We start from the raw sequence: 22892 nt of genomic DNA on the forward strand, positions 1-22892 counted from the left end.
TTTCCCTTAACTTTGCAGCTGCATGCTGTATATAATTTCTTTTCTTCCCCAACAAGTAGATTCCCTTAAAAACCGTCTCTTTGATATAAATGAAGAGACACCGCCTGCTCAGGAAAAAGAAACCGCGGCCACAGCAACTCCCGACACAACTTCAGGTAAAAAAAAGAAAAAAGAAAAAAAGAAAAAGGAAAGCAGGGAAAAAACAGAAAGTACATCAAAGCAAGAGAAGAACCCACCTGCAAGTCAACAATTAACAAATCAACAATCCACATCACATACGTTCGGTCTTAAAAATGATTCATTACCATCAACACAACAATTCAACAATGTATCGGTTTTTAGAGGACATTTGCTAAAGCCGGATCAGGAAAGCGATAAGATACATCTTCAAAATCGTGAGTACTGGGTGCCTTCAGTCATACTATTCTCTTTATTAATTATTGTTTGGGCCAGGAATTCTCATAGCAACAGATTTTCGCGTATAGGAAAAGCTTTTTTTAATATACGGGAGTTTTACCAGGTGGTTCGCGAAGAATATGCCATGATCAACAGCTTATCTGTTGCAATGGTTACGCTATTTATTCTTACACTTTCCGTATTTATTTACCAGATCAATGCCTGGTATTTGATTTTTCCATTAACGCCAACTCCTTTTATTTTCTTTACAAAAATAGTAACAGCTGTCGTACTGTTTTTGTTGCTAAAACTAATAGCTGTACGTTTGCTTGGGATCATGTTCTTTGGCAAAGCGGAGCAGGTGGCCGACTTCGTTTATAATATATTTCTAATGAACAATATCAGCGGAATAGCGCTGGTACCCATAGTGATTTTTATGGAATATTTTAATACCACTTCCAAGTCAATACTAATCCCAATAAGCTACATTATATTGATTTCCATATATTTATACCGAATTCTGAGAACATTTAGTATTAGCAGCGGGGAAGGAAAGGTTTCTAAATTGTATTTTTTTGCGTACCTTTGCACCCTTGAGTTTTTGCCCTTTGTTGTGATTTTTAAAATGATCATGAATAGATTATGAAGGCAGGGCGGGCTTTGTAACTAAAATCTATACAGATGAAAGTTAAAAGTATTCTGGTATCCCAACCTAAGCCCGAAACGGAGAAATCGCCCTATTTCGATCTGGCCCAAAAATATAATATCAAGGTTGATTTTCGGCCTTTTATCCACATCGAAGGCATTGAAGCCAAAGACTTTCGCAAGGACCGCATAAGTATTCTTGATCATACTGCGGTTATTTTAACCAGTCGTAGTGCTGCCGACCATTATTTCCGTATTTGCCAGGAAATGCGCATCAGCGTTCCTGAAAGCATGAAGTATTTTTGTATCTCCGAGTCAACGGCTTATTACCTGCAAAAGTATGTGCAATACAGAAAACGTAAAATTTTTAACGGCAAACAAACTTTTCATGACCTGGCAGAAGTGATAAAAAAACATCGCGAAGAAAATTATTTATTACCCTGCTCTGATATTCACAAAGATGAAATATCTGATTTTTTAGATACTCAGAATATCAGGTATACAAAAGCTGTCATGTTCAAAACAGTTTCAAGCAACCTGCAGGATCTGAAAAATGTGAATTATGATGTACTGGTTTTTTTCAGTCCTTCCGGGATCAAATCTTTGTTTAAAAATTTTCCGGGATTCAAACAAAATCAAACCAGGATCGCCGCATTCGGTCCGGCCACGGCCAAGGCTGTTGAAGATGCGCACTTAAAGCTTAACATTTACGCCCCTACTCCCCAGGCCCCATCTATGACCATGGCGCTTGAGAATTACATTAAGAACCCCAACGAGACCATTGTAGTTCCACCGGTACAACCTGTTCATGACCATCCCGTAGTAAGCATAAGGGCTAAAAAGGTCATTACAGTTGAGAAACCTCTGAAGATCAATAAAACCATAAAACCGGTGAAGGAAAAAAAGATCTCAAAAGGTATAAAACTAAAAAAGGTTGCAAAAAAAGTAACCCCGAAGAAACTAAAGACATCTAAAAAGGCGGCAAAGCCTGTAAAATCCAGGAAAGCCGGAAAGTCTTCCGGATCTAAAAAAGCAAAAAAAAGGAAATAATATTTCACCTCAATTTCCTGCAAGACTTCTCATCCACACAAACCGCTTATAAACTTTCCAATCCACTCGTAACATTTCAGCATTGGCTCTGATGAATTATTACTAACTTTAGTTCTGCAACAGCATTAATGACATACACTTTTAAAAAGGCTGAAAGGCTTGGCAGCAAAACGTTAATTGAAAAACTTTTTAAAAGCGGGCGTTCTTTTACAACAGATCCATTTCGTATCACATGGCTTGAATTTTCTTTAAATACGGGGCATCCCGCACAGATCGCATTCGCTGTCCCTAAAAAAAATTTCAGGCGCGCGGTAGACCGGAATAAGTTAAAACGACGGGCACGTGAAGCCTATAGAAAGAATAAGAGCAGGCTGTATGACAATTTGAAAGAGCAAAGCAGATCGATAATACTAATGCTGGTTTATATTGCCAAAGAACCTGTGAGCCAGGCGGTCATTGATACTAAAATAAACACGATTATTGATCGTTTGATCAGAGAGAGAGGAGATGGGAGTACTGTTAAATAAATTTTTGAGCATGGTTTTTGTTGGCATGATAAGAGTATATCAGGGTGCCATTTCGCCTTACTTGATGCCGTCCTGCAGGTACACTCCAACCTGCTCACAGTATGGTGTGGAAGCGATAAAAAAATACGGACCTTTTAAAGGCGGGTATTTAACCTTAAAGCGGTTTTTGTCCTGCCATCCCTGGGGTGGACATGGACATGACCCTGTACCTTAAGAGGAATTATAAATGAAGAGTTAAGAATTGTAAATTTAAAATCTATGGGTACGCTAAAAAACATTTTCAAAAAAGCAAAGTTGTGGCTGCTGATAATAGCATTGGCAGGATATGGCATCATTTCATACAGCTTTGTCGACAATTATTTCGAGGTGTCGAAGAACCTTGATATTTTTGCCACCTTATTCCGTGAACTCAATATGTATTATGTTGACGAAACGAATCCCGGGGACCTGATGAAAAAAGGCATTGACCAGATGCTGGAATCCCTTGATCCATACACTAATTACATTCCCGAATCGGACATTGAAGACTACAGATACATGACCACCGGTCAGTATGGGGGCATTGGTGCACTTATACGTATGCATGGTGAAAAAATAATGGTGGCCGAACCATACGAAGGATACCCTGCTCAGAAATCCGACTTGCGTGCAGGTGATGTGATCATTGAAGTGAATGGGATATCAACAAAAGGAAAGAAAACAGATGAAGTAAGCAAATTGCTCAAAGGCACACCCAGCACGCCAGCCAAGATCATCCTTGAACGTGAAGGAGAGAAGAAACCCATTGAGAAAACAGTTATCCGGGAAGAGATCAAAGTAAAAAGCGTTTCCTATTCCGGAATGCTGCACGAAAACATCGGGTACATTAAACTAAGCGGGTTTACTGAAAATGCTGCCAATGAAGTAAAAGACGCGTTGACCGAACTCAAGAAAAATCCCAAATTCAAGTTCCTTGTATTTGACCTGCGCGGAAATCCCGGCGGTTTACTCAAAGAAGCCGTTGATATTGTGAGCCTGTTTGTCGACAAAGGGAACGATATTGTAAGCACAAAAGGAAAAATTAAAGAGTGGGATAAAGTACACAAAGCTGTTAACCCTCCTGTCGACACCGAAACACCCATGGCTGTGTTAATTAACCGCGGATCGGCATCGGCATCCGAAATTGTATCGGGCGCATTGCAGGATCTGGACAGGGCGGTGATCATCGGGCAGAAAAGTTTTGGCAAAGGACTTGTTCAGCAAACCCGCCCGCTGAGCTATAACGCCCAATTAAAAGTTACTGTCGCAAAATATTACATACCCAGCGGACGCTGCATACAAGCGCTTGACTATACTCATAAAAACGAAGATGGCAGCGTTGACAAAGTTCCGGATTCATTGATCACCGCTTTTAAAACAGTTAAGAATGGCCGCATTGTATATGATGGAGCCGGCATTGCACCCGATATCGCTCTTGAGCCTGAAAGATATTCAAATATCGCCGGAAGTTTACTTTCAAAATCACACGTCTTTGATTACGCAACCAAATACCGCATTGCTCATCCGGCTATTTCGAAAGCGACCGATCTTAAATTAACCGATGTTGAATATGCTGATTTTGTTGCATTCTTAAATGATAAGGAATATGATTATACAACCAAAAGCGAAAAGCTAATGGATGATTTAAAGAAAAGCGCTGAAGAAGAAAAAAATTATGAGGCCGCTAAAGCTGAGTATGAAGCGCTGAAAAACAAATTGATCCATAGTAAACAAGAAGACCTGAAAAAACACAAAGACGAGATAAAACAATTACTGGAAGAGGAGATCGCTTCACGTTACTACTATCAAAAAGGCCGTCTGGAAGCTTCTCTTAAAAGTGACCGTGAGGTAAGCGAAGCCATTAACGTATTGAATGATTCTGCAAAATATAAAACAATACTTACTACAGTGGAAAAACCTAAACATCCCTTTCACTTCGAAAAATTTAAAGAAAAAGAGAAAGAGAAAACTACCGGCCAAAATTAAATTGCTGCGGATTATGCATTTGCCGAATTACAAATACTTATCTATATCTCACCCGGAAAGTATTTGTAATGACTCACAATTTATTTATTCAAAATAGTTGGGGGCGTAAATCTTCGATTTCGTAAATTTGCCTTCATTCGTAATCCGCAAATGTTGTCACAGTTAGAACGCAACTCATCTATTCTAAAAAAATATATTCCTGAACAGGCCGTATACCCCATTGCTCAATGGATCGTACAGTTTGATTTTAAGCTGAAGATCAAACGGGGGCGCGCTACCAAGTATGGCGATTACAGGCAGCCAATTAAAAGTTTAAATCACCGCATCACGATTAATCACGACCTCAACAGGTACGCATTTTTAATAACACTTGTGCACGAAATAGCTCATCTTGTTAATTGGAACAAGTATAAAAATGCAGTAAAGCCACATGGACCCGAATGGAAACAGGAGTTTAAACTACTCATGCGGCCTTTCATGTCAGAAACCATTTTTCCTTCAGATGTATTGCATGCGCTCACACGGTATATGCAAAACCCGGCGGCCTCCAGTTGCTCGGACGCCCATTTAATGCGCGCCCTTAAAAAACATGACAACAAGCCCGATGTGATATTACTTGAACAACTATCTATCAACGCTGTTTTTAAGACCTCTACTGATCGCTATTTTATTAAGGGTGAAAAACGCAGAACCCGCTTTTTATGCAGGGAATTACGCACAAAACGCGACTATTTATTCAATGCGATGGCGGAAGTATATTCAGCAGAAAGCTCAATAAGTCAAACAGGTTATATTAAATAACCTCAAAACCCGCCCCACACCGTTATCTTTTATTAAATTAGCACCTCGTTTGACAAGCTCAATATAACCAAACATTCGGGTTAGTTTGTAATTGGTCGATGAGGGCACGAAGGCTAAAAAAATATTTCAGATAAATTATTAACTGTTTAAAAAACTAAAAAATGAGTTCAAGTGTAATGACAGAGAAGAATGACTTTAAAGTATCGAAGTTGGCTGAAAATATTGTCGGCTCTGAGATCATAAAAATTGCCGCGGAGATAAATGCAAAAATAAAAGCCGGTGAAAAAATATATAACCTCACCATTGGTGATTTTAACTCCAAACTATTCCCCATCCCTGCCGAACTTAAAAAAGAGATCATAGCAGCCTATACCAACGATGAAACAAATTATCCGGTGGCTGAGGGGATGCCAGATCTTCGCCAGGCCGTATCAAATCTCCTTAAGATAAGGGGCGGACTTGATTACAAACCTGACCAGATCGTGATTGCCGGTGGAGCCCGTCCGGTTATTTACGCCCTTTTCAGGACTCTTGTTGATGCCGATGATACTGTCATTTTTCCCGTCCCTTCCTGGAACAACAATCATTATACTTATCTGAATGGGGCTAAAGCTATAGAGGTAGAAACAAAACTTGAGAATAATTTTATGCCTACTGCGGCGGAGTTAAAGCCGCATATTCAAAAAGCTGCGCTGATCGCCTTGTGCTCTCCGTTAAATCCTACAGGAACTGTATTTACAAAGGAAGCACTTGAAGAAATATGCGACATGGTGTTGGCTGAGAATCATCGCAGGGGAAATGATGCCAGGCCGCTTTACATAATGTACGATCAGATCTATTGGGAACTCACTTACGGTGAAACAAAGCATTACGATCCTGTTTCATTGCGCCCTGAGATGAAGGATTACACCGTTTATGTTGATGGCATCTCCAAATCACTTTCGGCCACAGGTGTTCGCGTGGGCTGGTCCATGGGTCCTAAAAAGATCATGGACAAAATGAAATCCATTTTGACACACATTGGTGCATGGGCGCCAAAAGCGGAACAGGTTGCAACCGGAAAATACCTTAGTGATCTTAAACAGTACGAAAACTTCCTGCATAATATCCGTAAACAACTTAATGATCGGCTGGCTGGTTTCTATAAAGGATTTCAGGACCTTAAAAAAGAAGGATTTAAAGTGAATGCAGTTGCCCCGCAGGCAGCATTATATTTAACAGTTCAGTTTGCTCTGCACGGACAAAAAACAGAAAATGGACAAATACTTGCCTCAACCAAAGATGTTACCAGCTATATTTTAGATGAAGCAAAAGTTGCACTGGTTCCATTTTACGCGTTCGGATCAGCTGACGATTCGTCCTGGTATCGACTATCAGTTGGCACCTGTAAGTTAGAGGAAGTGGAAGTTATTATTGAAAATTTAAGATTAGCGTTAAAGAAATTGAAAAATTGATACGTTGTTGACTTGGTAATACCCTAAGTCAACAATCCTACAATTCAGCAATTCAACAATTTAGTTATGAAATAGCCATATACCTTCGGCATACCAACCGAAAATGAATATGGTGTATTCCCTGTGACCTTTAAAGCTAAAAAATATATACACATGAATAATCATTATTGTATAATAATGGCGGGTGGCGTGGGGAGCCGGTTTTGGCCAATGAGCCGGACCAATCATCCCAAGCAATTCATCGATATACTGGGAACCGGCAAAACACTCCTGCAGCAGACATACGACAGGTTTCTCCGCATTTGTCCCAAAGAAAATATTTTTATTGTTACAAATACTGATTACATGAGCCTGGTGACCGAACAACTGCCGGGTATATTACCTGAAAATATTTTACCGGAACCGTCCAGGAAAAATACAGCGCCATGCATTGCTTATGCCAGTTATAAAATAGCGCAGAAAAACCCGAAGGCTGTGACCGTAGTAGCGCCGTCCGATCATCTGATCCTGAACGAGAACGCTTTTGTTGAAGCCATTAATTCCTGCTATAAAAAAGCGGCGGCGAATGATTGCCTGATGACATTGGGCATTACCCCTACCCGACCTGATACGGGATATGGATACATACAATTTAAAGATCCGGAAATAAAAGAACAGGACCATCACATTAAAAAAGTTAAAACGTTCACTGAAAAACCAGACCTGGAGATGGCCAGATCGTTGCTTCAAAGCGGCGACTTCTTATGGAACTCCGGCATATTTGTCTGGAGTGTTAAAAGCATTATATCCGCTTTTGAAAACCATTCACCTGAAGTGGCAGCGACATTTGCCGAAGGAAGATCAAGCTACTTCACAAACACTGAAACAGATTTTATTAAACGTGCATATATCAACTGTAAAAATATATCCATTGATTATGCGGTTATGGAAAAAGCGGCGAATGTCTATGTACGTGTTTCAGATATTGGCTGGTCCGATCTCGGCACCTGGGGTTCTCTGTATGAACATATAAAGCACGATAATAACACGAATGCCGTTGTTGGTAAACAAGTGATGTTGTATGATACAAAAAACTGCATTGTGAATGTTCCGAAAGATAAATTAGTGGTATTACAGGGCCTCGATGGATACATTGTGGTTGAATCAGATACCATCCTGCTGATATGCCGAAAGGAAGACGAACAGCAAATACGCGTTTTTGTGAATGATGTTAAAGTAAGTAAGGGAGATAAATTCGTATGACCAAATTAACTTCCATAAACCCCCTTAGTATTCGGTAATCAGTAATCGGTATTCGGTGAGATTGTTCAACTGATTACCTTTTTTACCGATAACTGATTACCGATCACCGAATACCAATTCTACTCCACTTTCCCCTTGTACGCTCCCGAAAAATACACGTCGATCTTTGCGCCGATAATTGATTGATGAAAATTTATATCAGCGAATAAACTCCCTCCGATTCCGACATCAAATTTTATCTTTTTTATCAACTGTACGTTGGCATATAAACCAATATCACTTACAGGTTTATCTTTCGGCTTACTTCCGGTATATTCAAAAAGCACAGAGGTAGAAAGACCACCGAAGTAAGAAAAATTTATACTCATGCTTTCTGTTCTTTTTCCATAACAAAGATGAAACTGGTAATTATTATAATTCCCGAATTCGTCACCCGAGAGAAACAAACCTAACTGAAAATATTCTTTCGTGATATGGAAATTATAGTCAACCCCTCCCGCAAACTGGGCATTTGCAAGTTTACTGTTCTTCGCCACACCTCCTCCCGCACTCAACCAATTATTGTGTTTTCTGAAAACATTATTACCGATGATGGTATCCTGTTTCCATTCAGGCTCTTCAGAGCGCTTATTTTTTTGGGCAATAGCCGATATTGACAACAGGCAGGCCAGGCTTGTGTAAAGAATTAAATATTTCCGGTTAACTGCCATTCCGATCAATTAGTGCACTCATTTCAGAGAGTTGAGTCAGGGCTACATTGAGCCTACCATTGTTTCCGGTTTTACCCATTGAGTAAATTGTTCATCTGTCAGCAAACCAAGACCGATGGCGGCTTTGCGAAGTGAAGTTCCTTCCTTATGAGCCTTCTTGGCGATCTTTGCGGCATTTTCATAGCCAATATGTGGATTAAGGGCCGTTACCAGCATCAATGATTCTTCAAGGTGCCGCCTGATTACTTCATTATTCGGCACAATACCTATCGCGCAATTATCATTGAAAGAAACACAGGCATCTCCTATCAGCCGGGCCGATTGTAAAACATTAGCGGCTATCAATGGCTTAAACACATTTAATTCAAAATGTCCGGTAGCACCGCCTATTGAAACAGCCACATCATTACCCATGACCTGCGCGCAAACCATTGTTAGCGCTTCGGGCTGCGTAGGATTTACCTTTCCGGGCATAATGGAAGAACCGGGCTCATTATCGGGTATGACAATTTCCCCAATACCACAGCGAGGGCCCGAGCTAAGCATACGTATATCATTTGCTATCTTCATTAAAGCTACTGCCGAACGTTTTAGCGCGCCCGAAAGTTCAACCATAGCATCATGCGCCGCCAATGCTTCAAATTTATTTGGCGCTGTAACGAATGGGTAACCGGTCAACTCTGCGATCTTTTTTGCGACCAACACATCATAGCCTTTAGGCGTGTTCAGCCCTGTGCCCACAGCTGTACCCCCCAGGGCCAGCTCACACACAACTTCCAACGCATTTTTTATTGCACGGATACTGTTTGTGATCTGCTGCGCGTATCCTGAAAATTCCTGTCCTAATGTGAGCGGAGTAGCATCCATAAAATGCGTGCGTCCGATTTTTACGATACTTTTAAATTCTCCCGATTTTTTCGCAAGTGTATCGCGCAATTTTTCCATGCCCCTTATAGTAACCTCACTAACTAATTTATAAGAAGCGATGTGCATAGCAGTAGGATATGTATCATTCGATGATTGCGATTTATTTACATCATCATTGGGATGCAATACTTTTTTCTCATCGGTAAGTTTGCCGCCACTCAACACATGTGCACGATACGCGATCACTTCATTCGCATTCATATTTGACTGTGTACCTGAACCTGTTTGCCAGATCACTAATGGAAATTGGTCATCCAGCTTACCTGTAATTATTTCATCACACACTTTTCCGATCATGTCTTTTTTCTCCGCAGGCAAAACACCAAGCTCACAGTTAGCCATAGCTGCTGCCTTTTTCAAATAGGCGAATGCATAAATGATCTCCTTAGGCATAGACGCCTCGGGACCAATCTTAAAGTTATTGCGTGACCGTTCGGTTTGTGCGCCCCAATATTTATCGGCGGGCACTTTTACTTCGCCCATTGTATCTTTTTCGATACGGAAATTTGCTGTGGTTGTTGTTGTCATGATCAAATAAATTGTTCTTAATGAATAAAGGTATTAAATTAATGAATTGACGTTTTCAGGCGGCCGGCCTATGACAGCTTTATCACCTTTCACAATAATAGGGCGCTCAATTAAAACAGGATTTTTTGTCAGCACTTTTACCCACTCTGTTTCACTCAATTTTTTGTTCTTATATTTTGTTTTATACAGGTCTTCCTTTTTGCGAACTATCTCTTCCGCTTTCATCCCAAGTTTTTTCAGCAAGACTTTTATTTCCCTTTCATTCAATGGAGCAATTAAATATTCTATTATTTCAAAAGGAATGCCCTTTGTATCAATTATGCTGCAGGCTTCACGGCTTATACTGCAGCGGGGGTTGTGATAGATGATTAGTTTGGCCATAGGCTGATTGAAATAGCTGATCGAATCCGGAATTACATTTACTTTCTTTCCCTCTTTTTAGAAAGCCTCTGCTTACAGTGCGCAATAGATAAAATGACAACTAAATTATGATCGACTACTCTGTAAACAACCACATACGGGAATTTTTTAATCAATACTTCCCCATTTTCTTTGTATTTGCGCTGATGATTTAAGGGAGATATACTTAGGTATTCAAGATAGTTAATCACATTCTCCCTGAAGCGCTGGCCAAGTCCTGCTTGCTGCCGCTCATACCACTCCGCTGCTTCAGATATATCCCGACGAGCCTCTTCTTTTACTTCTACTTTGCACTTCACTTTTTAAGACGAGCTTTAACATGCTTATTTACTTCGTCTATCGTATAGCTTTTACTCTTACCGCTTTTGTGATTTTCCCATCTACGATCAACTTCATCTTTTTGTTCTTCAGTTAACAGCGATGGCTCTGCTTCTACTTTTTCATATTCCTTCAGCATAGCATATACTACTTTTAAAATACGTTCATCAGCATTATCTATAATACTGTGTACTTTTTCACGGATTTTTACTGCGGTCATGTTATTACTTTTTACTATTATCAAATTTACAGCTTTTTAACCAATATTATTCAAGGCCGGTTAGTCAATTTCAATTACTACTCCCGTACTCCATCAAATACGCTTTAATAAAATCATTCAGGTCACCATCCAGTACATCCTGCGCATTCGATGTTTCATGATCCGTGCGTATATCTTTTACTAATTTATATGGATGTAACACATAGTTACGTATCTGCGACCCCCACTCTATTTTTTTCTTGCCGGCTTCAACCGCCGCACGAGCTTCGTTGCGTTTGCGCATTTCAATTTCAAACAACTGCGATTTAAGCATGGTCATCGCACGCTCTTTATTTCCACTTTGCGAACGCTCTACCTGGCATACCACAACTATACCCGAAGGCTTGTGCGTTAACTGCACCTTGGTTTCCACCTTGTTTACATTTTGTCCGCCGGCACCCCCCGAGCGGGATGTTTGCCATTCAATGTCTGCGTCTTTAACTTCAATATTTATTTCGTCATTCACCAACGGGTAAACATATACCGATGCAAATGAGGTATGACGCTTGGCATTCGCGTCAAATGGAGAAATCCGAACTAAGCGATGCACCCCATTCTCCCCTTTCAGATAACCGTATGCAAAATCACCTTCAAATTCCAGCACAACAGATTTAATACCTGCCATATCACCATTTTGCCTGTCAACTTCTTTTACTTTAAAACCGTTTTTCTCGCCCCACATAATATACATACGCATCAGCATGCTCGCCCAGTCACAACTCTCGGTACCGCCGGCGCCTGAATTAATCTGCAATACGGCATTCAACCTGTCTTCCTTACCGCTTAGCATATTCTTAAACTCAAGCTCTTCAAGTTGTTTAAGAGTAATGCCAAACTGGGTTTCTATTTCCTTTTCGGTAGCATCGCCCGATTTGTAATAATCAAATAGCAGTTCAAGGTCATCAACATTTTTGCTGATGCTCTTAAACCCATCTGTCCATATTTTTTTCGAGCGTATGACTTTCAGGATGTCCTCTGCCTTTTTAGGATCATCCCAAAACTTAGGGTTGAGTGTTTTTACCTCTTCTTCGCGTATTTCTTCCAGTTTCCCTGGTATGTCAAAGATGCCTCCCCAACGCTTCAGTACGTTGTTTCAGATCTTTAATGTGGTCAAGTGTTATCATATGGCGAAAGTAATGAAAAATAGAATTGAACAACCTGTTTTTCACTTTAATTGTCCTTCTCTTACCGATAGTTATAAGAGGAGTATCAGACAGACCTGTCAGCACAACCATTTTAGCACAGGCGGAGATGAGGACTTTGTTCAGAATTTCTGAAATAAATCGACCGGATTTTGCTGAATAATTGGTAAAATTGTACGCCAATTCCGAACCGTGTCTGCAGATAAAGTATATTCCCTCGAAAAAGAAGTCCCTGCTATGAGCAAAATGGCTGATTATGTTCAGTTTGCCAAGCTCCGGTTGTCAAGCCTTGTTGTATTCTCAGCTGCTATTTCATACATCACCGTTGCATCCTCAGTAGATTGGATACGTCTCCTTTGGCTTGTTTTGGGAGGCTTTTTGATCACAGCCTCCTCAAACGGATTCAACCAGATTATTGAGCGCGATACCGACAAATTAATGACGCGTACTGCAAACAGGCCGTTACCGCAAAACCGGATGAGTGTGAATGAAGCCATTCTGGTAGCTTCAGTGTTTGGAATTTCCGGTGCATCTATTTTGTTTTTATTCATCAACCTTTTAAGCGGCCTGTTGGGTATACTAGCTCTTGTATTATATACGATATTTTACACACCATTAAAGAGCAAAACTCCGTTCGCTGTTTTTGTAGGGGCGTTCCCCGGAGCAATACCCCCGTTACTTGGCTGTGTTGCTGCAACAGAAGGTACAGGCAGCTTTACTTTTCATGCATGGATTTTATTTTTCATCCAGTTCATCTGGCAGTTCCCGCACTTCTGGTCCATTGCCTGGGTATTGGATGATGACTACAAAAAAGCGGGATTTAAAATGCTTCCATCGCCCGGCGGACGTGATAAAGCCAGCGCTTTCCAGATACTGATCTATACTTTATTTTTATTGCCAATAAGCCTTACACCCTATTTCTTCGGCATGATAGGGCCGGTATCATTAACCATTATTACCGCCTGCGGATTGTTATTTATTTACCAGGCACAAAAAGTATTTAACCAGTTAACTGTAAAATACGCGCAGAACCTGATGTTTGGCTCATTCGTTTATTTGCCGGTTGTGCAGCTGGCGATAATGATAGGCAAATAAAATGGTTTCAGGTTGCAGGTTTCAAGTAAAACCCAACCCGAAACCCGAAACCCGAAACCCGAAACCTGAACCTGAAACCAAATATGGACGCAACACGAATAGAAATAGATGAAGAAATGCGCCAGGCCCGGCGAAAGGCTGCTAAAAATCTTTTGTGGCTGGGTATTGTAGGTATGGTAATGCTTTTTGGCGGCTTTACCAGTGCTTACGTGGTGCGGCATGAAAAGGGCGATTGGCTCGACTTTACCATTCCTCCCATGTTTTTTATCAGTACCGCCATCATTATTGTAAGCAGTATCACTATGAATTGGGCAGTTACGGCGGCGAAAGATGACAACCTGAAAAATATTAAATCAGCTATGTTGCTCACCTTGCTGCTGGGTATTGCTTTTGCTGCATCACAATACCTTGGATGGAAGAATCTTGTTGAACAAAAAGTTTATTTTGCCGGACGCGAAAGTAACGCATCAGGTTCTTTTTTTTACATGATCACTTTTATGCACCTGCTGCATTTGTTTGGCGGGATAATAGCGGTAATAGTGGTTAATTTTAAGGCTTTAGCCGGAAAATACAGCTCAAAAGATTACCTCGGGATACAACTTTGTGCCATTTATTGGCACTTTTTAGATGCACTTTGGATATATTTATTTCTATTTTTGTATTTAATTCGTTAAAATTGCATGAGATTTTAACCGTCAACTAATAACAGTTAACTAACAACAGTTTTTATGTCACACGAAATTACCGGGAATGACGTTGAGCACGGCTGGCAAGGCGGTGTTTCTCCATTTAAAGCCAGCTACGGAAAATTATTTATGTGGTTTTTTCTCGTTTCTGATGCACTGACTTTTGGAGGTTTATTATGTGCGTATGGCTTTATGCGCCATAAATACCCTGATGTATGGCCTATCCCGGGTGACGTGTTTACTCATTTTCCTTTTGTAGAACAACATATACCATTGGCTTATGTAGGTTTGATGACATTCATACTTATCATGAGTTCGGTAACTATGGTACTGGCGGTTGAAGCCGGTCATCGCAACAATAAAAGAGGCGTTATCATTTGGTTATTTCTAACCATCATTGGCGGTTTGATGTTCGTTGGTTCACAGGCCTGGGAGTGGTATCATTTTATAGTAGGAACGAACCATGGCGCAATGCGAAATGTATGGGATCCCGAAGCCGGAAAATTTGTAGATAAAATATTTTATGGCGCTAACCTGGTGACTAACGAATACGGACCTGCGGCGTTCGGTGATTTCTTCTTCTTTATTACAGGCTTCCATGGGTTCCACGTATTCAGCGGAGTTATTATCAATCTTGTGATCTTTATTATGGTAGTGAAAGGCGTGATGGAAAAACGCGGCCACTATGAAATGGTTGAGAAAGTCGGACTATACTGGCACTTTGTGGATCTGGTGTGGGTGTTTGTATTTACTTTCTTTTACCTTTTATAAGGGACGAGGGAAAGGAGACGGGGCACGAGTGTTCCAAATTGCCAATCGCCGTTTGCAAACTAATGCAAACATAAACGAGAACTTGAAACATATGAATATTAAACTCTAAACTTAAAGATATGTCCGAATTCCACGATGATTATCCGAATTATGAAATGATGGCTCATCACAGCGAAGAAGCCGGAGTTGGCAAACGCAAAAAATTATGGCAGGTATTCTGGATTATGTTCGGCATTACTATACTTGAATTGATCGTAGGTTTTAAAGCAGAAGCATGGGGTTTATTAAATGAGCAAAGGGGAACAACCACAGGCTTGAAAATATTTTTCGTATTCTTTACGATAGCCAAAGCAGCTTTCATTGTTCTTTCATTTATGCACCTTGGAGATGAAAAAAAATCCTTAAAATGGGTGATACTTGCGCCCTATTGCGTGTTCATAGTATATCTTGCAGTTATGGCTTCTGTGGGTGAGGGCGGATATTCACAACCTCACCGTACAGATATGGATCATAATGTGGTTGAACAGGCTACCGACCATAAAAGACCAGGCGGCGGAGGCCATCACGATGCTGCTGGAGAACACCATGAAGAAGGCATGAAGGAGCATGGCGGCGCAGAAGGTGAACACAAGTGAAGAAACAGCATCTCATATTAATTGCAATACTTCTTTTACCTTCCCTCATTTATGTTTTTTTAACAACAGGCAAGCATCACTTCATAAACCTGCCTTATTATGGTTCGCGTGAGGCTGTAACAAAAACAGTTAACAACAAAGAGGTCACAGATACAGTTTACCACAGCATCGCTCCCTTCAAATTCATTAATCAGGATGGCGATACAGTTACCGAAAAAAAATATGAAGATTGCATTTATGTAGCCGATTTCTTTTTTACCACCTGCCAGAGTATCTGCCCGAAAATGGCGGTCAACCTGGCTCTTGTGCAGGACAAGTTTAAAGATAACGATTCCATTCTGATTTTGTCGCACACAGTAAACCCTCAGCATGACAGCGCTTCTGTGCTTAAAGCATATGCGCAACTCGTTCATGCCGATCTTAAAAAATGGACGTTCGTTACCGGGACCAAGCAATCTCTTTACGATATGGCTATTAAAAGCTATTTACTTCCTGCCGGCGAAGATGCGCAGGCCGAAGGCGGTTTCCTGCATAGCGAACAGCTGATATTGGTTGATAAAGAAAAACACATTCGGGGTATATACGATGGCACATCAATGCCGGATGTAAACAAACTGATCGACGACATCAAATTACTCCAGGCCGATTACATTATACAAAAGGCAAAAAAAGTAAAGTCTCCTTTTTGAGTTCAAAGTTCCGGGGTGCGAATGATTGCGTGAAAGAAGGGGTGTGTAGAAAGAAAAAAAATTACTTCACAATTATCCTACCCAATAAATTATTAAAATAGGATTTGGCTTCGTCCAATTGCTTTTGTTTTTGCTGAAACATTACTATCTCATTCTCATCAGCGGCATCCTTAAGCAGCTTAAGGTTTTCATCTATCATACGCTGAATGTATTTAGCTTTAAGCGTATTTACATATTTATAAATAGTCGCCTTTAAGTTTTCTTCCTCAGTTCCAACCAGAATATTATGCCGGCTCCATTCTGCTAATGTATACGGACTACTCACCAGGTCGATGACTGTTTTACTTACATTAACATCATCCTGGTTTATAAATGAATTCATATTCGGAAGCTGCCCATTAGTGATACCCACTGAATAACTACTATAGATGAACTGGTAAGCCTGGTTTTTGAACAGGATATTATCCTGAGCGAGTTCATGCAAAATAAGTTCGGCTGCAGTTATCGAAGTTTCAACTGGCTCCCCGTCTTCATCTTCATTTGTTACGATCACATTTCTATCGCCAAAATTCAGCAATATTCTTATAATATTCCTTTCCTGTTGTTCAATTCCATTGGGATCGATGGATTCTTTCGGCACTCCGGTCACCACTTCAGTAGAAGTTACATTTTCAGAAGGACTGTCTTCTGATCTGTATTTATCCGACACACGCTTTCTCCTTATTCTGTTAAGTTCATTCAACAGCATCTGCTCGTCCATCTCCATCAAACGGCTGCACTCTTTTATATATACCGAACGATGGATAGCTTCAGGAATAACAGCGATACTTTCAACAATGTCCTTAATAAGATTGGCCCTCTTTATCGGATCGCTTGACACTTCCGAATAAAGCATCATTGTTTTAAACGCGATAAAATCCTTGGTGTTATCAGCAATAAATTTTTTCAGTTCCTGGTAACTCACCCGTTTGGAAAATGAATCGGGGTCATCGCCGTCCGGAAACAACAATACCTTTACATTCATTCCTTCCTCTAGGATCATATCAATACCCCTGAAACTAGCTTTTATACCGGCACTGTCACCATCGTAAAGAATGGTAATGTTTTGCGTATAGCGTTTTATCTGCCTGATCTGTTCTACTGTTAATGAAGTGCCGGATGAAGCGACCACATTCTCAATTCCGGCCTGATGCATGGAAATAACATCGGTGTATCCTTCTACCAGGTAACAATTATCATCCGCTATAATGGATTTCTTGGCAAAGAACAAACCGTACAGCACATTGCTCTTGTGGTAAATGTCGGTTTCAGGCGAGTTAATGTACTTGGCTAACTTTTTATCCGTCTTCAGTATACGTCCGCCAAAAGCAATGGGGCGGCCGGTAACATTGTGGATAGGGAAAATAACACGTCCGGCGAAACGGTCGAAGGCAAGTTCCGGGTTCCGGGTTCCGGGTTCCAGATTCTCCTGCGTTTTATCAATTGTCAGTCCTGCTTTAACCAGGTAATCCAGCTTATAGCCTTTACTCAATGCGTCTTTGGTAAAAGCTTTGCGCTCTTCAAGAGCATATCCCAACTGAAATTTTTCAATGACATCGTCGCGAAAGCCACGTTCTTTAAAATAACTCAGCCCGACAGAGCGGCCTTCATCGGTGTTAAATAAATTATTTGTAAAATATTTCTGCGCATGTGTGCAAACTACAAATAAACTCTCGCGCTCGTTCTGGCTTTGCAGTTGCTCAGGTGTTTGCTCTTTTTCTTCAATCTCAATATTGTATTTTCTGGCGAGGTAGCGCAACGCGTCAGGATAGGTCATTTGGTCATGATCCATCATGAAGTTTACTGAGTTGCCGGCTTTACCGCAGCCAAAACATTTATAAATGCCTTTGGCAGGGGACACAGTGAATGAAGGGGTTTTTTCGTTGTGAAAAGGACACAACCCAAGCAAATTCGCTCCACGTTTTTTCAGGGTAACAAAATCACCCACCACTTCCTCTATACGGGCAGCGTCAAAAATTTTATCTATAGTGTCTTTTGGTATCATTTGCCTTACCCGGCCTTCCGCCTGAAATGGAGAGGCTTTTTTTAGGGGGAACTAATTTATTAAAATTAAGTATGCCGCTTATTTAAACTTTTCAACCGTTCAGTAATTTCGGCCATCTGTTTTCACTACAATTATAGCCGGATATCTAATTATCGCTTCTCAAAACAGCTTCCGTTTCGTTCTCCATATGGAATCGGGAGCTCTTCATTTACAGTAGTATGCCTCTAAATTAGTTTGATCTGGCAGGATTTCAGCTAGGTAATTGCATCCAAAGCTCCCAAGGCACCCTCGTTTTTTTTAAAATTTCCAATAGTACGACCTCTTTTTTACGAAATTTATGCTATATTCATCATAATCAGCCAATTAATAAATATTTTTTATATGTATTCAAAAACAATGTAGTATATTTGCAGTCTTAAAGTGAATTTCAATTGTTTGATTTTAAATAGTTTAAAACATGACCAAAGCAGATATAGTAAACGAAATAGCAGAAAAGACAGGGATCGAGAAGGTTGCTGTTCAGGCTACAGTGGAATCATTCATGAAGGTTCTGAAAAATCACATGAGCGAAGGCAAGAACATCTATCTCAGGGGATTCGGAAGTTTTATTGTAAAAAAACGTGCTGAAAAAACCGGTCGTAATATTTCAAAAAACACAACTATTATTATTCCCGCACATTATATTCCGTCGTTTAAACCCGCTAAAACTTTTGCCGAAAAGGTAAAGAAAAGCGTGCCGGTTAAACCGACTGAAGGCAATAACCAATAAAATTTATGTCCAGAGGCCAGATCATAGCCATTATAGGCAGCCTCACCCTATTCGTTCTTTTACTTTTTGCTAATACCCGGTCCCCTAAGGTTGATAAGACTAAAGTTGCCGAAGCCAACACAGGAGAAAGTTTTGTGAGTATTGTTGATGAAGCCTCTGACAACCTTACAGGTGAGCCTAAAGCCCGTGTAAGTGAATGGAAAAAAGCTTTTGATCATGCAACCAATCCGCAGAAACTGATGTTATCGGATTCGCTCATCAAAACCTGGGATGAATTAAAACGTCCCGACATAGCAGCTTATTATGCCGAACAGAAAGCCCTGATTGAAAGCAAACCGGAATGGTGGAACAAGGCAGGTGAACGCTATTACAATGCAGTTCGTTTCGCGAAGAAAGATGAACACCAACTGCTCTATCAAAATGCTATACGGTGTTTTGAAAAAACGTTAAGTGAACAGCCTGGTAACCTTGACGCCAAAACAAACCTTGGAGCCTGCTACGTTGAAGGCACTTCCGACCCGATGAAAGGAATAGGACTTCTCCGTGAAGTGATCGCGAAAGATTCAACCCATGTTAACGCACAGCTGAATCTCGCCTTTTTCTCGGTTAAATCGGGTCAGTTTGAAAAGGCAATTGAACGTTTTAATAAAGTGCTTGTAATAAAGCCCGATTACCTGGAGGCTTATCTTTTTTTAGCAGATGCTTATGAACGCACAGGTGATAAACAAAAGGCAATTGCAACACTTGAAAAATATGTAAGTCTGGTGGATGACACAACCATTAAAAATGAAGTAAAGAATTATATCAACAAATTAAAACAAAGTTAGATCGAGGTACAACACCAAACTCTAAACTATAAACCTGCCTGACGGACAGGCAAGCATTAAACTTTAAACTTACTTATTATGCCAAGCGGTAAAAAAAGAAAACGCCATAAAATGGCAACCCACAAACGCAAAAAACGTTTGAGAAAAAACAGGCACAAGAAGAAATAAACAACTGATTATAGCTCCGGATAATTGATTTATATGCATCAATCATCCCGGGGCTCATATAGTCACTCTGTCTTCCTGTACCTGTTTATACTTCCCCGGGCTAGCACCATGCTTTTTGTTTTGCTATCACTTATAGTAAAGTAACTATAAGCTGCATCCGTTACATCGTAACGGATTTCTGACAAAACCATCTGTTATCTTGGGTTATTCTGTGGTACCATCCTTAACCAGGATATGGCTTGCCGCTATGTTTAACTAAACTTTAAAAAATTGAACAACGAATTAATAATACACTCAACCCCGAACGAGGTTATTATTGCCTTGCTGCGCGACAAACGACTGGTTGAGCTGAATCGCGAAAAAACCAACAATAATTTTTCCGTGGGCGACTTTTACCTGGGAAAAGTTAAAAAAGTGATGCCCGGACTTAACGCCGCATTTGTTGATGTTGGTTATGAAAAAGACGCCTTTTTACATTATCTCGATCTTGGTCCGCAGGCGGCTTCATTAATGAAGTACACAAAACTTGCGCAAACCGGAAAGCTGAACTCTTCCGATCTTGGTAATTTCCGTAACGAGAGTGACATTCCGAAAGATGGCAAAATATCAAGCATGGTATCAACCGGACAAAACATTCTTGTTCAGATCGCCAAAGAACCCATATCAACAAAAGGTCCCCGCATCACATCCGAACTATCAATTGCCGGACGATTTTTAGTGCTGGTTCCTTTTTCAGATAAAATTTCTGTATCGCAAAAAATCACGGAGAACGAAGAGAAGAACAGGCTCAAACGGCTGATGCAGAGCATTAAACCAAAAAACTTCGGTGTGATCGTTCGTACTGTCGCTGAAAATAAAAGTGTTGCCGAACTTGATGCCGACCTGAAAGACCTCATCAACAAATGGAATACTTGCTTCGTTGAAATGAAAACGGCACAACCACCTAAAAAAGTGCTGGGTGAACTTGACCGCACTTCTGCTATTTTACGCGACATGCTCAACGCCTCATTCCAGAATATACACGTTGACGATCCGAAGATGTTTGAGGAAATAAAAAGTTATTTACGCACCATTTCACCGGAGCAGGAAAAAATAGCGAAGCTCTACAAGGGTACAGTACCGATATTCGATCATTTTGATGTTGACAAACAAATGAAAGCGTTGTTTGGCAAAACAGTTACCATGAAAACCGGCGCTTACCTCATTGTTGAACATACCGAAGCGCTGCACGTAATTGATGTGAACAGCGGACACCGCGCGAAGTCGGGTTCATCGCAGGAACAGAACGCACTGGAAGTGAACCTCGACGCGGCTGTTGAAGTGGCCCGCCAGTTGAGGCTGCGCGATATGGGCGGAATTATTGTGGTTGACTTTATTGATCTGCACTCAGCCGAAAACCGAAAAAAATTATTCAATAAGCTGCGCGACGAAATGCATACCGATCGCGCCAAGCACAACATACTTCCTCCCAGTAAATTTGGTTTGGTACAGATCACCCGTGAACGTGTGCGCCCTGCAACAAATGTTATTACCGTTGAAAAATGCCCTACCTGCGGTGGTACAGGTGAGATACAAGCAAGCGTATTGCTTATCGACCAGATCGAAAACAATTTACGTTATATACTTACAGAACAGAACGAAAAAGAGATCACCCTTTGTGTACACCCCTTTATTGAAGCTTATCTGACCAAAGGTCTGTTCACTTCAATTTTTGGAAAATGGAAACGCAAGTACGGCAAAAAGATGAAGATCAAGGCTGTCTCATCCTATCATTTTATGGAATACCATTTCCTTAATAAGGCGGAAGATGAGATAAAGCTGTGATGGCTGTTTTATTTACTACTCATATTAATCCTGCCAGGTTATAAGCGTGTACTTTCCATTATCTTTCAGATCACGATAGCTATACCCGTAGCAAAACAAATATACATTGCCGTTTTTGGCCTTCCAGTAATGGGTGAAATAGTTAAAATCGAATCCCTCCTTTTGCAATAGCTCCTTTTTTTATCTGAGCTTGTCCGGATAAGGTATAACGTTGTAATATATATACTTCGGTTTAATTTAATCACCTTTCGATTTTTTATAAACCTTCAACTCTTAATATTTGAAAAAACCAAATCTTCAAGAAACGATACAAGTTTCCTTTCATCTTTGGTTGCTCCAAAATCAGTCAGTGATGGAAGATTCTGCATATAAAATTTTTGGGAATGAGCCATTTCTATAATGGTGGATGCTATTGAGTGTGGGTATTTGTATTTCGGATTGTATTCCTTTATGAAACTTGCAATTCTTGCACACAAATCTTTATACGGTTTAAATAGTTTTGCCTTATTGTCTTCAGTAACATGCTTAGTAAGAAATGACTTAGCGCCTTCAGCCATGACAATTTCATTGAGAATTTTTTCATTGATGTATTCTGTTGTAATATCGTCTTCAACATGGGCAGACAATAACTGTATAGCTTTTTTAATTTTTATTTCAGGATTTTTTATATTGTTGGTTTGAAATATTAAACGATACTCCTGCCAACTCCAATACCAATCAACAATGTAAATAAGTAAACGATGTTTATTTTCAAAATAGCGATAAATGCCTGCTTCTGTAGTAGCAATTTCTTCCGCTAACTTTTTAAATGTAAATGCTTCAAATCCAATCTTATGAATAAGGACAATGCTATGCTGTATAATTTTCCTTCCTAATTCTGTGTCTTCAGGGTTACGAAGAAACAGCTTTTCATTCATCTTAATCTTAATTGATAAGTCCATTATTTGTTAATTTATAACAA

The 22892-nt window shown here is 40.3% G+C and carries 25 protein-coding genes; 16 read left to right on the plus strand and 9 right to left on the minus strand.

The features are described 5' to 3' along the window. Positions 1 to 22 precede the first annotated feature (22 nt). The 8 genes from HYU69_03395 to HYU69_03430 all read left to right on the plus strand — a co-directional run bounded on the left by HYU69_03395 (position 23) and on the right by HYU69_03430 (position 8119). A complete protein-coding gene (locus HYU69_03395) occupies positions 23 to 1042 on the plus strand; it encodes a DUF4271 domain-containing protein (protein MBI2269382.1) in 1020 nt (339 codons plus the stop codon). 35 nt (positions 1043 to 1077) lie between these two features. Next, on the plus strand, positions 1078 to 2091 hold the full coding sequence (locus HYU69_03400; protein MBI2269383.1) for a uroporphyrinogen-III synthase: 1014 nt from the start codon (positions 1078 to 1080) through the stop codon (positions 2089 to 2091). Positions 2092 to 2219: 128 nt separating this feature from the next. Further along, positions 2220 to 2618 carry a ribonuclease P protein component gene (locus tag HYU69_03405; protein MBI2269384.1) on the plus strand — a complete coding sequence of 133 codons (399 nt, stop codon included), beginning with the start codon at positions 2220 to 2222 and terminating at the stop codon, positions 2616 to 2618. Then, positions 2599 to 2832, plus strand: coding sequence for a membrane protein insertion efficiency factor YidD (gene yidD / locus HYU69_03410; protein ID MBI2269385.1), 234 nt, complete (start codon positions 2599 to 2601; stop codon positions 2830 to 2832). The genes HYU69_03405 and yidD overlap by 20 nt, the downstream gene beginning before the upstream one ends. A 44-nt stretch (positions 2833 to 2876) precedes the next feature. Next, positions 2877 to 4622: a S41 family peptidase gene (locus HYU69_03415; protein ID MBI2269386.1), complete on the plus strand. Its 1746-nt coding sequence runs from the start codon at positions 2877 to 2879 to the stop codon at positions 4620 to 4622. Between the two features lie 150 nt (positions 4623 to 4772). After that, the gene (locus HYU69_03420; GenBank protein ID MBI2269387.1) at positions 4773 to 5423 is read left to right on the plus strand and encodes a SprT-like domain-containing protein; all 651 of its coding nucleotides are present in this window, start codon (positions 4773 to 4775) and stop codon (positions 5421 to 5423) included. 176 nt (positions 5424 to 5599) lie between these two features. Continuing rightward, positions 5600 to 6877, plus strand: a complete 1278-nt coding sequence (locus HYU69_03425; GenBank protein MBI2269388.1) for an aminotransferase class I/II-fold pyridoxal phosphate-dependent enzyme — start codon at positions 5600 to 5602, stop codon at positions 6875 to 6877. Positions 6878 to 7030: 153 nt separating this feature from the next. Continuing rightward, positions 7031 to 8119 (plus strand): mannose-1-phosphate guanylyltransferase, encoded by a 1089-nt coding sequence (locus HYU69_03430; GenBank protein ID MBI2269389.1) that lies wholly within the window; start codon positions 7031 to 7033, stop codon positions 8117 to 8119. 119 nt (positions 8120 to 8238) lie between these two features. Here the strand turns inward: HYU69_03430 and HYU69_03435 are convergent, their stop codons facing one another. From HYU69_03435 to prfB, 6 genes are all read right to left on the minus strand, one after another. Next, on the minus strand, positions 8239 to 8829 hold the full coding sequence (locus HYU69_03435; protein MBI2269390.1) for a hypothetical protein: 591 nt from the start codon (positions 8827 to 8829) through the stop codon (positions 8239 to 8241). A 42-nt stretch (positions 8830 to 8871) separates the two neighbouring features. Beyond that, entirely contained in the window at positions 8872 to 10284 is a 1413-nt protein-coding gene (gene fumC, locus HYU69_03440; protein ID MBI2269391.1) for a class II fumarate hydratase, read from the minus strand. 33 nt (positions 10285 to 10317) lie between these two features. Continuing rightward, entirely contained in the window at positions 10318 to 10665 is a 348-nt protein-coding gene (arsC, locus tag HYU69_03445) for an arsenate reductase (glutaredoxin) (protein ID MBI2269392.1), read from the minus strand. A gap of 38 nt (positions 10666 to 10703) precedes the next feature. Then, on the minus strand, positions 10704 to 11003 hold the full coding sequence (locus HYU69_03450) for a type II toxin-antitoxin system RelE/ParE family toxin (GenBank protein ID MBI2269393.1): 300 nt from the start codon (positions 11001 to 11003) through the stop codon (positions 10704 to 10706). Further along, on the minus strand, positions 11000 to 11242 hold the full coding sequence (locus HYU69_03455; protein ID MBI2269394.1) for an addiction module protein: 243 nt from the start codon (positions 11240 to 11242) through the stop codon (positions 11000 to 11002). The genes HYU69_03450 and HYU69_03455 overlap by 4 nt, the downstream gene beginning before the upstream one ends. 70 nt (positions 11243 to 11312) lie before the next feature. Next, positions 11313 to 12405, minus strand: a protein-coding gene (gene prfB, locus HYU69_03460; protein MBI2269395.1) for a peptide chain release factor 2 whose coding sequence is annotated in 2 segments (ribosomal slippage) — positions 11313 to 12353 and positions 12355 to 12405 — 1092 coding nt in all. Because the reading frame shifts where the segments join, the coding sequence is not laid out codon by codon here. 255 nt (positions 12406 to 12660) lie between these two features. Here prfB and cyoE point away from each other — a divergent pair. From cyoE to HYU69_03485, 5 genes are all read left to right on the plus strand, one after another. Further along, positions 12661 to 13518: a protoheme IX farnesyltransferase gene (cyoE, locus tag HYU69_03465; GenBank protein ID MBI2269396.1), complete on the plus strand. Its 858-nt coding sequence runs from the start codon at positions 12661 to 12663 to the stop codon at positions 13516 to 13518. A gap of 83 nt (positions 13519 to 13601) precedes the next feature. Beyond that, positions 13602 to 14192 (plus strand): cytochrome c oxidase subunit 3, encoded by a 591-nt coding sequence (locus HYU69_03470; GenBank protein ID MBI2269397.1) that lies wholly within the window; start codon positions 13602 to 13604, stop codon positions 14190 to 14192. Positions 14193 to 14246: 54 nt separating this feature from the next. Beyond that, positions 14247 to 14975 (plus strand): cytochrome c oxidase subunit 3, encoded by a 729-nt coding sequence (locus HYU69_03475; GenBank protein ID MBI2269398.1) that lies wholly within the window; start codon positions 14247 to 14249, stop codon positions 14973 to 14975. Positions 14976 to 15094: 119 nt separating this feature from the next. Continuing rightward, positions 15095 to 15610: a cytochrome C oxidase subunit IV family protein gene (locus tag HYU69_03480; GenBank protein ID MBI2269399.1), complete on the plus strand. Its 516-nt coding sequence runs from the start codon at positions 15095 to 15097 to the stop codon at positions 15608 to 15610. An 83-nt stretch (positions 15611 to 15693) separates the two neighbouring features. Then, on the plus strand, positions 15694 to 16299 hold the full coding sequence (locus HYU69_03485; GenBank protein ID MBI2269400.1) for an SCO family protein: 606 nt from the start codon (positions 15694 to 15696) through the stop codon (positions 16297 to 16299). Positions 16300 to 16360: 61 nt separating this feature from the next. Here the strand turns inward: HYU69_03485 and HYU69_03490 are convergent, their stop codons facing one another. Then, on the minus strand, positions 16361 to 18343 hold the full coding sequence (locus tag HYU69_03490) for a DNA primase (GenBank protein MBI2269401.1): 1983 nt from the start codon (positions 18341 to 18343) through the stop codon (positions 16361 to 16363). 457 nt (positions 18344 to 18800) lie between these two features. Here HYU69_03490 and HYU69_03495 point away from each other — a divergent pair, with 457 nt between their 5' ends. From HYU69_03495 to HYU69_03505, 3 genes are all read left to right on the plus strand, one after another. Beyond that, complete coding sequence (locus HYU69_03495; GenBank protein MBI2269402.1) at positions 18801 to 19112, plus strand: integration host factor subunit beta; 312 nt, start codon at positions 18801 to 18803, stop codon at positions 19110 to 19112. Positions 19113 to 19117: 5 nt separating this feature from the next. Next, positions 19118 to 19939: a tetratricopeptide repeat protein gene (locus tag HYU69_03500; GenBank protein MBI2269403.1), complete on the plus strand. Its 822-nt coding sequence runs from the start codon at positions 19118 to 19120 to the stop codon at positions 19937 to 19939. A gap of 438 nt (positions 19940 to 20377) precedes the next feature. Then, a complete protein-coding gene (locus HYU69_03505; protein MBI2269404.1) occupies positions 20378 to 21931 on the plus strand; it encodes an Rne/Rng family ribonuclease in 1554 nt (517 codons plus the stop codon). A gap of 24 nt (positions 21932 to 21955) precedes the next feature. Here the strand turns inward: HYU69_03505 and HYU69_03510 are convergent, their stop codons facing one another. Further along, the gene (locus HYU69_03510; GenBank protein MBI2269405.1) at positions 21956 to 22099 is read right to left on the minus strand and encodes a hypothetical protein; all 144 of its coding nucleotides are present in this window, start codon (positions 22097 to 22099) and stop codon (positions 21956 to 21958) included. Positions 22100 to 22197: 98 nt separating this feature from the next. Continuing rightward, positions 22198 to 22872, minus strand: coding sequence for a TetR/AcrR family transcriptional regulator (locus HYU69_03515; protein ID MBI2269406.1), 675 nt, complete (start codon positions 22870 to 22872; stop codon positions 22198 to 22200). Between the last annotated feature and the right edge of the window lie 20 nt (positions 22873 to 22892).

This window comes from Bacteroidota bacterium, assembly GCA_016183775.1.
Classification (GTDB): domain Bacteria; phylum Bacteroidota; class Bacteroidia; order JABDFU01; family JABDFU01; genus JABDFU01.